This is a genomic window from Exiguobacterium sp. s122, assembly GCF_018618475.1.
Taxonomy (GTDB): domain Bacteria; phylum Bacillota; class Bacilli; order Exiguobacteriales; family Exiguobacteriaceae; genus Exiguobacterium; species Exiguobacterium himgiriensis.
On record NZ_JACSMD010000004.1, the window covers coordinates 94,967 to 106,790 of the forward strand.

Here is an 11,824-nt window from a genome sequence, read left to right on the forward strand (position 1 = left end):
CCAATTTTTATGTTGTGCGATAAGCAAGTGAAATGTATGCATTTTTAATACTTTTTCATTTCAATCTTTTCTAATTAGACTTAACTAAATGAAGTCATAAAAAAATCACAGACAAAATGGTGTCTGTGATCAAGAGTAAATGAGCTACAACCAAGAAGCGTCCATTATCAAAAATAAAAGGACACGACAAAAAGAGTTGTAAATCTGCTATGTTTGTAAGTGTGTGGTTTCTTCGTCAAAGATTGATAAAAATGTGCAGACTACTCCCATTTACTCTGTTTTATGAAAACAGAGCCTTTGAACATATTCAATTAGCCATTGTTCAAAGTGTGGTGGCGTAATCTCCCAGCGTGCATCATTCTTAACAATCCTCCTAGTGAATATTATGCTGTTGACTTTATATCAGTTTTTATTCAATGTCAATCGAGCTTTATATTTAGATAAAAATTATTTGCCGATTTGTCTTTATTAAATACTGATTTGTAAGTTTTAAAAATACAATCATGAATAATTGATACTCGTTTTTAATCTTCCCAAAGCTCATCCATCAACTCATCGATATCACTCGATAATCGTTTGCGTTCCTTGGCGTCCACTTCAACTTTCCCATCTTCATAAAACCAAAGCACGTCACCAGGTTGAACCGTGTCTGGAAGTCGTGACTTTGGAATATCCTCCATCACTTCTCCGAATTCGACGACAGCCAAGTCCCCTTCAAATCGATCGATGATACCTCTCCGTCGCTTCATTTTGATTTCTTCACGGCGTAACTCGAGCCGTTTCCTGTGATAATGATCGTGCCATTTTTGTCTGTACGAAGCGTATTCACTTTTTGACGCTTCAAGTTCGTCACTACTTCGGACGTCGGGTGGCCGTAGCTGTTCTTCCCGACACTGATGATGGCATGCTTTGGTTTGACCGTATTCAGGAACGTGCTGCTCGTCGACGTCTTGGCACCGTGATGCCCCACCTTCAAGACATCTGCACGGAGCGTCTGCTTCTTCGCCATCATGTCCTTCTCAGAAACATGTTCCGCGTCCCCTGTGAACAAGAAGGTGTTCTTCTTGTACGTGACATGAAGGACTGCACTCCAATTGTTCAAGTCACTGTTCGAGTAGGATTTGACCGGACCGACAAATTTCGCACTCACACCTTTGATTGGCAGTTTCACTCCGGCCCGTGCCGTTTTGATGGTCTTCCCTTCCCGTTTGACGGCTTGAAGGAAGTCTTTGTAGGCCTGGGTAGTGTGCTTCACTTTTGGTGCGTAGACGTTCTCGACACGATAGGCATCCAAGATTTCGTCCAATCCACCGATATGATCCGCATCCGGATGCGTCGAGATCAGTACCTCGATGTCGTCGACTTTTTGCTTTTTGAGGTAGGCGACGATCGCATCGCCCTTTCCTTTGTTCCCCCCGTCAATGATGACGTCCTCACCGCTCGGCATCTTGATATAGATGGCGTCTCCCTGCCCGACATCGATGTAATGGACTTTAATGCTCGTAGCGGCTGATGCTTCCCCGTATGGCGACACCAATAGCGCTCCACTAAATAGAACGGCACTCCCAATCTTGATCAATTTATTCATCTTCTATCACTCCACTTTATAATTATTGTAAAATTATCCAACACACCTTTATTATAATCCGGTATTTGTTAAATAGCTTCTTATTCCTGTGGTTGACCGTATACATAAATAGGCAAGGTGTAATTGATAGGAGGAGTGAGAGAAATGGATTTACGAAAACCAATCGCAATAAACAAGACGAATAAACCGGTCCTGATTTTTAAAGACGGGGTAGAAGTAAAGGAGTGTGTCTCCATTCAGGAAGCTGCACACTATCTGAAGGGATACACGTTATGCACCGCAATGCCGTATCGTCACATTATGAATGGCATCATTCTTGATGAGACCTGGATCCATGAGGGAAGCAGCTATCAGTTCACCACTGATCCTGATGTGAAAAAGGCAAAGTTGGAAGAGATGAAGATCCAAAACAAAGTTCGTTTTTAAGGAAGTACAGAATATGAAATCGGACAGGTCTCATGTGGGGCACCTTACACATGCTGTACACGACTTCGTCACTGTTTATTACAACCCTACGAGGTACACTTGAACTAAAAAGGGGTTCTCCTTATGCGACTTCAAGAATGGATCCAGCAATATCACGGTACAGAGTTACTACGCTTTGATCACCTTTGCGAGTACTTGGATGCGACACCGTTTGAAATCAAACACCACCTTGATGGAATCAGTACTGAGATAACCGGCGTACTGAAGTCAGAAGAGGGTGTTGGCGACGACGCGTTCATCACGAAGCTGGAACATCATTTGCTCAGTCGATTCAACAAACGAAGAAAAAAAGTGAAAGTCACGATTGAGGTCGAACTGCCATTACCGGAAGAAGCCTACAACTTTTGTCAGCGCGAACGATTTAGAATGATTGAACGCGTCACTCAACATATGGACGAACAAAACGTGAAGGATTGGCGCATCGTAAACATGCGGAGGATATAATTGAACATAGATCGTATTGACTCATCTACATATATACATGCTATAAGGAGAACAAAATGAAATTTACCTACTCAGCCTTCCCTTTGGCCATCCTGCTGATGGCCGGTTGTACCAGTGAAAACACCCCTTCTACAAATGAGAAAGCAGAGGAGCCTGCTACTCAAACAGAAGAAGTCGTCGAGACGACCGAAACGAGCACAGACGACTCAAATACGGAGACGACTGCAGAAGAGCCTGCAACAGCCGAAGAAACGGTCACAAATTCGGATAACAATCAATTCTCCGGCTATAAACTGATCAATGTTGATGGTGGGGACTTGTCCGGGTACCGTGAGGCGAACGTCGTCGTCGATATCGGATATGGAGATCGCGAGTATTGGGCTTTCACGAACGAGCATGGTCAATTGATTCGTGTCATCGCCGACCAGATCATCCTGCAGGATGATGACACGGAGGACGTGACCTCGGACGGTCGTTACTACCATGACGAAGCGAAGGTTCCTGGCGTAGAACACAGTGATCTCGATGAGGGTCACGTCATCGCCGACTCGCTCGGGGGCGTCTCGAACGCCTACAACATCACACCACAGGATAGCACGCTCAACCGCTACGGGGACCAGGCCTATATGGAGGACGTCATCCGTAAGGCCGGCGGCGCGACCGATTTCGAGGCGAACATCACCTATCCCGACACGACGACACATATCCCGTCACACTATGAGTACACCTACACTGTCAGAGGAAATGTCGTTACCGATTCGTTCGACAACGTGAACCCAGATGAAGTGAACGAAGCACTCGGCCTCACAGAAAGTGAGCCGGAACCCGCAGCTGCACCCGAGACCACAGGCGATGTCTCGAGCGTAGATACGAATGGCAACGGTCAGGTGACGATCCAGGAAGCGAAAGACGCCGGTTTCACGATGCCGATCATGAGCGACCATTGGCTTTACCCCTACATGCGTGATAACGACAACGACGGAATGGTCGGGGAATGATTTCACCCTAAAAATTAAAACAATGATGATTTTATAAAAAGACATCCTCTATTTTTAAGAGAATGTCTTTTTATGTTCATTTACGTTTTCGATTCACTTTATCAAGCCTAATCTTCTCGATCAACGCGTGGATGATCTGTTCATCTCTTCCACCGAAATCTTTGTTGAAGGGAATCCGATCCCCCTCGAACATGAAGTAATCAAGCAGGTATGGGACTCGTGGTGTCGCGTGACCCCACGTATGCTTCGAGCAACGTTCCCACACCTCGGCTTCAAACTCTTTTGAATAGCGCATATGCTCGACCGCAGCCTTGACCTCTGATTTCTTCAGGACGAAGTAGTCCTCGAAGACGAATTTGCCGAGAAGCTCGTACCACATCTCCTCACGGGCCCGCTCTTTAATCGCTTCTACATCGACTTCGACGTGATACGAGGCCTCTTCTTCATTCTTGACGACATTCCGAGCTTCCCCTGTCACCGACTCCAGATACAGCTCCCATCCTTCCGGCATCCGTTCTTTGATGAACTGTTCGAGCGCCTCCTCACTGATCCGATAGCCTTTTTTACGCGACTCGAGCGGTTCTGCCTGGATCACGCCTTTTCGTACCCAGTTGCGGACCGTCTCCTTATGGCTTGTGAGCTTGTTCTTCGATAAGATTTCAAATGCCTCGTCAATCGTATACATGGTAAGCCTCCTTTTAATACAGTGATTATTTTATTAAATAATACCATAATCATTGTGTTAAAAAATATAGACACAAACTCTACTTTTTAGAAGGGATATCAATCAAAATTAAGCGAATCATTTATGATAGAAGTTTAATTTGGAATCAAAAAATAAAATCCCATTTTTAAACATTGAATTTTTTTGTATTTAAAGGGATATTTAAGGTTAAGCTGTATATCTTTAATTTCATTTGTATAAGAGGAGGGTTTATGCAGAAAAGAAAAATGTATTATTTCATCATTTCGACCTTAGTCATCCTCGCTTTATTTAAAACCGGCGGGGCTTTCCTTTATGGAATGATTGTAGATCGCCCCACCCAACAAGACATGTCGGGAAATCCAAGGTATATCGACGGTGAGTTGGCAACCTTTAAAGACAAAACAGAGAATCTAGAGGATACTAATGATATACCGAAGTGGTATGATCTTTTGTCAAAAGAACGGTTTGAAAAGAAGACGTCTGGCGAAGATCAAGGGGATACTTCAGACGTCCTGAAATGGGCCGTTATAGCTTTCTTGCTCATTTTATTTTTCACGTACTACAAGCGCGTACGGGATTGGTGGGATAAGCGGCGACGCAAAGCGACACCGTCTTCAGCCGACGAGAGACCATTATCATCTCGAGCCAACATGAACACGGTGACCAATACCACACCAATCTTTCTCTATGCCTCTGATACTGAGCTTGGGAAACTACTCGTGGAGTTGAATGACATCTTGAGCGAAACTCAAAAACGAAAACCTCACGAGACCGTCTCAGAGTGGTTTGCACGCATTCGATTCGAACAATCTGTGAAACCTTATGCCGATGTACGATATGGAGAACTGGACGTGATCGACGAGCGCTCACTTCATGATTTCAAAGTATCTGTCAGACAATACATCCAACACTACAAAGGAGAGAAATCTTGATGAACATTCGTACGATGATTGAGGAAATCAACCAAGTCTATTTGGGAAACCCAACAGTAGTAGAGTTGTGTGTGACATCGCTTTTGGCAAACGGACATGTGCTCTTAGAAGATGTACCTGGCACCGGAAAGACGATGTTGGCCAAGACATTGGCGACGAGTTTCCACGGCGACTTTTCAAGAATTCAGTTTACAGCCGACTTATTACCGTCAGATATTGTCGGTTCAGATTTTTTCAATCTAAAGACGCAAGAGTTTGAAAACAAGCAAGGCCCGATCTTCGCCAACATCGTGCTCATCGATGAAATCAACCGGGCCGTCCCACGTACCCAGTCCGCATTGCTCGAAGCGATGGAAGAACGACAGGTGACGGTCGGGGGCAAGACATATCACCTTCCTACCCCATTCTTCGTCATCGCGACGCAAAACCCGATTGAATCATCTGGTACCTTTTCTTTGCCTGATGCGCAGCTTGATCGGTTCATGATGTGTTTACATACAGGGTACCCAACCGAAGAATTCGAACTTCAATTGTTGGAGGAATCTGTCACCGAGACCCGGAAGGCGGTACTGGCGAATGTCGATTTCGAGCAACTCCTGCAATATCGAGCCGATGCCATGAAAATCCACATCTCGAAAGATATGTTACGTTATATCGTCTCGATTGCGACCGCGTCACGTAGTCACCGGAATGTTCAGACGGGGATCAGTCCACGTGCGACGATTGCGCTCTCGAAAGCCGCTCAAAGTTATGCCTATATCCAAAATCGTGACTATGTCACACCAGAGGACATCAAGTTCTTGGCCCCATACGTTTTCGCACATCGATTGACACTGACGCTCGAGGGCGAGATCAAGTCCTCGAAGGCCATGGTCATGGAAGAACTCTTGGCGACCGTCCCGGTCCCGGTCGAGATGGGCATGTGACTCCGATGAACATCACGACCAATGTATTTTTCTTGCTTGAAAAACGAATCCAAATCGTCTTATTTTCAGTGATGGTCATCTTGTTGTTCGTGCCGTACCTCTCGATCTTTTCATTCGTTCTTGCTGTTTTTATGGCGGCAAGTCTTTATATCGAGCGTTACACGAAACGACTGACTGCACAAATGGACGTCACGTGGAGACAGTTCGACTCGATTCTGTTCAAAGATGAAAGTTGTAAGTTCACCCTTGAACTGACGAACGTGCACCTCTTAAACGAAATGAGCACGAAAACGTATATACGTACGCCAAAGGATGGACCTTACGTCGTGAACTTAGAGGGGCATACGGAAACCATCATCGAATTGGACGAGCTGCCGTCTGATTTCGTCTTCGAACTTACAGGTAATCGAAGGGGGCCCATCGAAATAGCTGAAATCTCCATCACGATTAGCTTGCCTCTATCGTTGGGTACGTTGACACTCTATTTGGCTCCCCCTTTACGTTGGACGGTCTATCCATCGATTTCAAGTACTCATGCGCAGCGTATCCAATCACATCTGAAGCTTGGTGAGCGCGTATCTAAATATTCTCCAATTAAGGATCGGTTACTACAGATCTCCTCGAAGCCCTATGAGGATGAACCGTCTAGACAAATCGACTGGTATGCGACGGCGAAGAAATCGACTTTGCAAACGAAACTGTACCAGCCGGTCAATCAAGACATGTTCACGGTGTATCTCGACTTGTCGGCTTCGAATGGAATCGGCCTTCATCATCAGTTCGAAGAGTTGATAGAGGATACGGCATTGGTCAGTCGGGAATTGATTGAAAGCGGCGGGAAGGTCGAGCTGTTTGTGAACCGATTAGATCAAAAGGGACATGTCAATCACTTGAGCATCCAAGAAGGGGCGAAGCAGCTTAAAAACATCCTCGCCTTACTCTCTAGTCTCTCGGAGCAAGATCACTATATGGGTTCAACCCGTTTCTCGCCTTACGTGACGAAAATAAAAAACAAGCAAGCTCAGCTCATAAAAATTGCATCAAGCTAACTGACTTTTTAAAAGCCGAGTTAGCTGATGCATTTTTATATATAGACAGTGCACTAGATGATGCTGGTCCATGTAAATGAAAAAACACCATTCCGCCGAATGGTGTTCTTCGCGTGGCGTTAGACGCACCCCCGCTCTTGCTTTTGACGTTGTCATTACGCTCCGTGCCTCCCGTCAGAAAGGACCAGGAACATAGAGATGCGTTTTAAAGCAGCTCTTGTTATCGGGCCGTCAGGGGGGCAGCGGTGCGATGAGCGACTTCGCCACGGGGCGTTAGACGCTCACGCATGAGCCCGGATCACCATTCCTTCTCCCATGCCCCGTCCTCAGAGACTCCCCAATCCTCGAACCGATACTTGATGAGCCAATGGACGTGCATCACTTCATAATCGAATACACCCTTGGACAGCTCCGAGACGACGAAGCTCACGTCTCCATCCGCCACCACCCATGTCCCGTATAGATACACTTTCTTGATCGGACAATCTTCTGAATCCAGATAGATCAACACCCGGAAGTAGGGCGAGTTCCGTCCGTCATCGAACCGGACGACCTTCTCGACGCAATGTGCCTTGTCGACGACACGCATCCACTCGGGATGTTCCATCAGTTCAGAGAACACGGTCCGGACGAACGGATCCAATCCTTCGAACGCATAGTCATCAAGCAGCCCTCATCCATCACGTCTCACCTCTTCCGGTTTTCTATAGAACGATTCCCCGTCCAGAGCCCGTTCAGTCCTTGTTCATGAGACTACAGAAATGAAGACTTTTAAAAAGTGTATACACATATACATGTATACAATCATTCCTTTTTCTTATGTACGACGATTCCGTCGAAGCATATTCGTATTGAAAAAGACGGTGAGGTGGGTCAAGCGTTCTCCTTCCTTCACATCACAAAGAAGATCCATGCTCACAAGTTTTAAGTCGTCAAAATCTTCTTGGAGCCGGTCAGGAAGACGTCGAAGCAATACCTCCGTCATCTCGTCCATCGTCTGTTGATCTAGTTGGTAGCTGTCCATCTGAATCATCCTCTCCTGTTGATAGCCTCATGATACCTCGCATCCAAGCAGGCAACATCTCACCTAATTCCACGTAAGCCCTGGTGTTGTTTCAAACAAGCCCTAGGGCTTGTTTAGAAATCATGGTCATTTTCAATAAACAAGCCATGTTTTACTTCTATCGTTTTATCAAAAAATCACGAGACAGAACAAAACTTCACCCTATATCCACGCACGAACCACTCCGTTTTCGTCATACGAAAACGACCCTTAGAAGAGACAATAATAGATGGATTTTATATAAAATCAAACGGAGACTCCATAGAAATCCTAGCTCCTAAACCTACAGTATCTGTGCAACGCAGTGCATTGTTTAAAGCTCTTTCAAAATTTATGGAGCATGGACGTGTTCAAATTCGCAAACCTAAAAATGACAAAGATACTAAAGGAGACTTAGTTGAGACTGTAAAAGTTAAATCAAAAAATAATAACAATACAAAGCCAGGTCTAGATGCAGCAAAAGCATATATGCAAAACAAGGACCATATTGCATTCCCAAATGTATTACCCGGCGCCAAAAAACCGCTTATACTAAAGAATGAGAGATTTGGGCATATGTTATATCGACATGACCTTAGATATTGGATTGGGACGTCCGGTCCTGGAAAATCAAAGCCGCAGACATTTTTCCCACCCGATACGACAAACACACAGATATTAAACGCCCTTTCAAAAACGCTTCATGCGAGAAAATCAAAGATTGCAAATGACTTTTTGAAATATAAAGGTGAGAAATTCTTTCAATATGATGCATATGTCGATGGCAAGTTTTATCGCGTAGGTATTCAAAAGTATGCAGATGGATCAAGTAAGAATCCGCAAGTAACGCAATTCTATCCAAAAATACAGTATTGGAGGTACTGACATTGAAAATCTATAGCATTAAAAACCTGGTCATCATGTATCGAGAGATGAATTCTGAACAGGAAATCTCTTTGGTAGAATTACTCAATGATAAAGAGATGGAACTATTTGATTTTTTAGAGAACGAAGAGATGTCAGGTGAACTCATATACTATATCAAATACTCAGACGGTGAAGAACAAGTCGTGACTCATGACAAGTCCGAACCTGATTTAAGCGAAGGTACATTTAGATTGTTCGATTTCGCTCAACGCTGGCTCACCGTATACGAATGGCGAGACTCCAAAGAATTTGAAACAAGACGAGAATTCCTCAAGTTCGATTCCCTCTATGAAGGTCTTAGATATTTGGCCGGTCCAGAAAAATGGTCCTATTACTCTAATCTTTCCTCTGAAGAGCTCGAAGAACATTTGGGACCAGATACACAGGGACTGGACGAGCATGAAAATTCAGATGAACGCTTAGAGATGTATTTAAGAAGTGAGAAAGATTATTTATTTGAAGGAGAATGGAATTCAAGAGAAGGAATCAAGAGTGGCCGTTACTATGATCCATATCTAGAGAGATGGATTAACATCCCAGAATCATATATTGCATTAAGGCCCTTCATTCTAGGGGTAACTTATTAAAAAGTGTGAAACTAAAGTATGAAAAAACGCCCTTCGCATATAAATTGGACGGGGGTACCCTAATTTTCTTGAGATAATATAAAAACACCTTCGGCGTGGTACAATTTTTAAAATGTGCTAGCATCAAAGGTGTTTTTGCTTGAATAAAAACATTTACTAGAAAGATTATATGAAGATATACGAACTTCTTTTTGTTCTTATGTACGTCGATTATGGCGAAGCGTATTTGTACTAAAGAAGACGGTAAGGTCGGTCAAACGTTCTCCTTCCTTCACATCACAAAGAATATCCATGCTCACAAGCTTTAAGTCGTCAAAATCTTCTTGAAGCCGGTCAGGAAGGCGTCGAAGCAATACCTCCGTCATCTCGTCCATCGTCTGTTGATCTAGTTGGTAGCTGTCCATCTGAATCATCCTCTCCTGTTGATAGCCTCATGATACCTCGCAAGCAAGCAGGCAACATCTCGCCTAATTTCACGTAAGCCCTGGTGTTGTTTCAAACAAGCAATAGGGCTTGTTTAGAAAACATGGTCATTTTCAATAAACAAACCGTGTTTTCACTTCTGCTATTTCATCAAACAATCTTCTTACGAGACAGACCAAAACAACGTCCAATCTTCACACACGAATCATCTCGTTTTCGTTATGCGAAAACGACCCTTTTCCGGATCCCGCTCTATGGATCCAGGCGAGAGCAACGCGAGTCGCCCATCCCGTCAAAGAAAAACGTACGTTTTTCGTCCTTGCCCTTCCCGGACGGACCGGGACCGGTCCCCCGGCCCCACTCCATTCCGTTCAACCCATGTAACCTCGCTGTTTCATGCTGACGTATGACTCGTCCGCACCGAGGATGAGATGGTCGAGCACCGGGATGCCGATGAGGTCGCCTGCTTCATGTAATCGTTCGGAGACGAGGATGTCCTCCCGGCTCGGTGTCGGGTCACCGCTCGGATGCTGGTGACAGACGATGAGACACGAGGCGTTGTTCAGGATGGCGCATTTGAAGACTTCCCGTGGGTGGACGACGCTCGAGTTGACGCTCCCGACGTGCGCCCGGTGGACGCCGATGACCCGGTTCTTCGTGTTCAGCATGATGACGAGGAACACTTCACGGTCGTCGTCCCCGATGAACGATGCGCCGATTTGTCGGGCACTGTCCGGCGAGTGGATGATGGCGTGCTCGAGGGCGACCATCTCCTCGCGAACCTCTTGCTTGATACGAATGACCTCGATGATGGCGGATAGTTCCATGATAATTTGTCCCCTTTCGGATAAGCTGTCCTCAGAACGAACACCGTTGTGCGTCCTGTTGACGGGAACGCAGCGAGCGTCGGGAGACGGTGCAAGGGCGACCGCAGGGAGAGCCTCAAAAAAATGCGTAGAGCGCACGCAGGGCCAGGCTTCCGTAGCCAACGAGCGAAAAGCCTTGCTTTGAGCCTAAAGCGAAGGAAGACGGGCCGGAGGGCGCGTCATTTTTTTGACGTCCCTTGCACCGACGACCAGCGAGCTAGAGTACGGAAACAGGACGCAGGGATCAACAATCATGAAAAAGGCTGTTCAAACGGGACAAATCAGGTATAAAATAGGAACAAGTGTTCGTTTTATAAAAAGGAGTGATTGTGATGACGATGTATCGCGATCGGGGTGAGCTGAAATGGATCCCGTTCCTCATGCCCGAGCACAAGGCGCTACTGACGAAATACTATAAAGAGATTCAAAAAATTGAGATGCCAGATATCGATGAACAGGTCCTATCGGTCTATGAGAATGTGCTGAATGACGCGATCTTCAGCGGGGATATGGTGGAGGTGAAATATGTGGAGGATCGGGAGATGAAACGATTCAAGGGGTTCGTACATCGTACGAACTATTTGGAGCGGACCGTCGAGCTGGCCAATCAGCGGGACGGGATCATCCATGTGCCGTTCGAGGCAATCATTCACGTGGAACAATCGATGGACTAACGCCCTGGCGGTTGCTGACGAAAAATCCTTTGCTGCTTTTATAGATGTATCAGTTAAAAGTTGCAGTACACTGATATCTTTAAATCATTCCGTTTGTCAATTTAAGCTAGACAGATCGACTCCATTCAGGTGACTCAAAAATGCCTCCAACGGTGTGCGGTAATTCAGTGACTTTC

16 protein-coding genes are annotated in these 11,824 nt (G+C 45.4%); 9 read left to right on the forward strand and 7 right to left on the reverse strand.

The features are described from left to right. Nucleotides 1-524: 524 nt before the first annotated feature. Nucleotides 525-749 (reverse strand): DUF3006 domain-containing protein, encoded by a 225-nt coding sequence (locus KNP92_RS14010; protein ID WP_024127775.1) that lies wholly within the window; start codon nt 747-749, stop codon nt 525-527. Continuing rightward, nucleotides 746-1,588: a ComEC/Rec2 family competence protein gene (locus KNP92_RS14015; protein WP_214841546.1), complete on the reverse strand. Its 843-nt coding sequence runs from the start codon at nt 1,586-1,588 to the stop codon at nt 746-748. Before KNP92_RS14015 ends, KNP92_RS14010 begins: the two co-directional genes overlap by 4 nt. Nucleotides 1,589-1,732: 144 nt before the next feature. On the opposite strand from KNP92_RS14015, the gene KNP92_RS14020 reads away from it, so the two are divergent. From KNP92_RS14020 to KNP92_RS14030, 3 genes are all read left to right on the forward strand, one after another. Beyond that, on the forward strand, nt 1,733-2,014 hold the full coding sequence (locus KNP92_RS14020; protein ID WP_214841548.1) for a hypothetical protein: 282 nt from the start codon (nt 1,733-1,735) through the stop codon (nt 2,012-2,014). A 123-nt stretch (nt 2,015-2,137) separates the two neighbouring features. Next, nucleotides 2,138-2,518: a hypothetical protein gene (locus KNP92_RS14025; RefSeq protein ID WP_214841549.1), complete on the forward strand. Its 381-nt coding sequence runs from the start codon at nt 2,138-2,140 to the stop codon at nt 2,516-2,518. A 56-nt stretch (nt 2,519-2,574) separates the two neighbouring features. Further along, a complete protein-coding gene (locus tag KNP92_RS14030) occupies nt 2,575-3,516 on the forward strand; it encodes a DNA/RNA non-specific endonuclease (RefSeq protein WP_251136610.1) in 942 nt (313 codons plus the stop codon). Between the two features lie 76 nt (nt 3,517-3,592). Here the strand turns inward: KNP92_RS14030 and KNP92_RS14035 are convergent, their stop codons facing one another. Further along, the gene (locus tag KNP92_RS14035; protein WP_214838336.1) at nt 3,593-4,201 is read right to left on the reverse strand and encodes a helix-turn-helix domain-containing protein; all 609 of its coding nucleotides are present in this window, start codon (nt 4,199-4,201) and stop codon (nt 3,593-3,595) included. Nucleotides 4,202-4,452: 251 nt separating this feature from the next. Here KNP92_RS14035 and KNP92_RS14040 point away from each other — a divergent pair, with 251 nt between their 5' ends. Genes KNP92_RS14040 through KNP92_RS14050 form a run of 3 tightly spaced genes read left to right on the forward strand, consistent with a single transcriptional unit; the run spans nt 4,453 to nt 7,129 of the window. Beyond that, entirely contained in the window at nt 4,453-5,154 is a 702-nt protein-coding gene (locus KNP92_RS14040) for a hypothetical protein (protein ID WP_214841552.1), read from the forward strand. Beyond that, nucleotides 5,154-6,080, forward strand: coding sequence for an AAA family ATPase (locus tag KNP92_RS14045; RefSeq protein WP_214841554.1), 927 nt, complete (start codon nt 5,154-5,156; stop codon nt 6,078-6,080). Before KNP92_RS14040 ends, KNP92_RS14045 begins: the two co-directional genes overlap by 1 nt. Nucleotides 6,081-6,085: 5 nt before the next feature. Next, a complete protein-coding gene (locus tag KNP92_RS14050; RefSeq protein WP_214841555.1) occupies nt 6,086-7,129 on the forward strand; it encodes a DUF58 domain-containing protein in 1,044 nt (347 codons plus the stop codon). A gap of 298 nt (nt 7,130-7,427) precedes the next feature. Here the strand turns inward: KNP92_RS14050 and KNP92_RS14055 are convergent, their stop codons facing one another. Together KNP92_RS14055 and KNP92_RS14060 are read right to left on the reverse strand one after the other, a co-directional pair. Continuing rightward, the gene (locus KNP92_RS14055; protein ID WP_214841558.1) at nt 7,428-7,772 is read right to left on the reverse strand and encodes a hypothetical protein; all 345 of its coding nucleotides are present in this window, start codon (nt 7,770-7,772) and stop codon (nt 7,428-7,430) included. A 174-nt stretch (nt 7,773-7,946) separates the two neighbouring features. Then, nucleotides 7,947-8,153 (reverse strand): hypothetical protein, encoded by a 207-nt coding sequence (locus KNP92_RS14060; protein WP_029336186.1) that lies wholly within the window; start codon nt 8,151-8,153, stop codon nt 7,947-7,949. 333 nt (nt 8,154-8,486) lie between these two features. Here KNP92_RS14060 and KNP92_RS14065 point away from each other — a divergent pair, with 333 nt between their 5' ends. Next, nucleotides 8,487-9,056, forward strand: a complete 570-nt coding sequence (locus tag KNP92_RS14065; RefSeq protein ID WP_214838313.1) for a hypothetical protein — start codon at nt 8,487-8,489, stop codon at nt 9,054-9,056. Nucleotides 9,057-9,058: 2 nt separating this feature from the next. After that, nucleotides 9,059-9,685, forward strand: coding sequence for a hypothetical protein (locus tag KNP92_RS14070; RefSeq protein WP_214838310.1), 627 nt, complete (start codon nt 9,059-9,061; stop codon nt 9,683-9,685). 197 nt (nt 9,686-9,882) lie between these two features. Here KNP92_RS14070 and KNP92_RS14075 read toward each other — a convergent pair whose 3' ends face one another. Continuing rightward, nucleotides 9,883-10,089 carry a hypothetical protein gene (locus tag KNP92_RS14075; RefSeq protein ID WP_214838307.1) on the reverse strand — a complete coding sequence of 69 codons (207 nt, stop codon included), beginning with the start codon at nt 10,087-10,089 and terminating at the stop codon, nt 9,883-9,885. A gap of 390 nt (nt 10,090-10,479) precedes the next feature. Further along, nucleotides 10,480-10,935, reverse strand: a complete 456-nt coding sequence (locus KNP92_RS14080; RefSeq protein ID WP_214803761.1) for a JAB domain-containing protein — start codon at nt 10,933-10,935, stop codon at nt 10,480-10,482. 371 nt (nt 10,936-11,306) lie between these two features. Between KNP92_RS14080 and KNP92_RS14085 the strand changes: the two genes are divergently transcribed. Then, nucleotides 11,307-11,648: a YolD-like family protein gene (locus tag KNP92_RS14085; RefSeq protein WP_251136611.1), complete on the forward strand. Its 342-nt coding sequence runs from the start codon at nt 11,307-11,309 to the stop codon at nt 11,646-11,648. Nucleotides 11,649-11,824: the final 176 nt, after the last annotated feature.

Excerpts from the sequence above, each read along its gene's own strand:
- KNP92_RS14010 (WP_024127775.1), bottom strand. The coding sequence starts at position 749 with ATGAAGCGACGGAGAGGTATCATCGATCGATTTGAAGGGGACTTGGCT.
- KNP92_RS14015 (WP_214841546.1), bottom strand. The coding sequence starts at position 1,588 with ATGAATAAATTGATCAAGATTGGGAGTGCCGTTCTATTTAGTGGAGCG.
- KNP92_RS14020 (WP_214841548.1), top strand. The coding sequence starts at position 1,733 with ATGGATTTACGAAAACCAATCGCAATAAACAAGACGAATAAACCGGTC.
- KNP92_RS14025 (WP_214841549.1), top strand. The coding sequence starts at position 2,138 with ATGCGACTTCAAGAATGGATCCAGCAATATCACGGTACAGAGTTACTA.
- KNP92_RS14030 (WP_251136610.1), top strand. The coding sequence starts at position 2,575 with ATGAAATTTACCTACTCAGCCTTCCCTTTGGCCATCCTGCTGATGGCC.
- KNP92_RS14035 (WP_214838336.1), bottom strand. The coding sequence starts at position 4,201 with ATGTATACGATTGACGAGGCATTTGAAATCTTATCGAAGAACAAGCTC.
- KNP92_RS14040 (WP_214841552.1), top strand. The coding sequence starts at position 4,453 with ATGCAGAAAAGAAAAATGTATTATTTCATCATTTCGACCTTAGTCATC.
- KNP92_RS14045 (WP_214841554.1), top strand. The coding sequence starts at position 5,154 with ATGAACATTCGTACGATGATTGAGGAAATCAACCAAGTCTATTTGGGA.
- KNP92_RS14050 (WP_214841555.1), top strand. The coding sequence starts at position 6,086 with ATGAACATCACGACCAATGTATTTTTCTTGCTTGAAAAACGAATCCAA.
- KNP92_RS14060 (WP_029336186.1), bottom strand. The coding sequence starts at position 8,153 with ATGGACAGCTACCAACTAGATCAACAGACGATGGACGAGATGACGGAG.
- KNP92_RS14075 (WP_214838307.1), bottom strand. The coding sequence starts at position 10,089 with ATGGACAGCTACCAACTAGATCAACAGACGATGGACGAGATGACGGAG.
- KNP92_RS14080 (WP_214803761.1), bottom strand. The coding sequence starts at position 10,935 with ATGGAACTATCCGCCATCATCGAGGTCATTCGTATCAAGCAAGAGGTT.
- KNP92_RS14085 (WP_251136611.1), top strand. The coding sequence starts at position 11,307 with ATGACGATGTATCGCGATCGGGGTGAGCTGAAATGGATCCCGTTCCTC.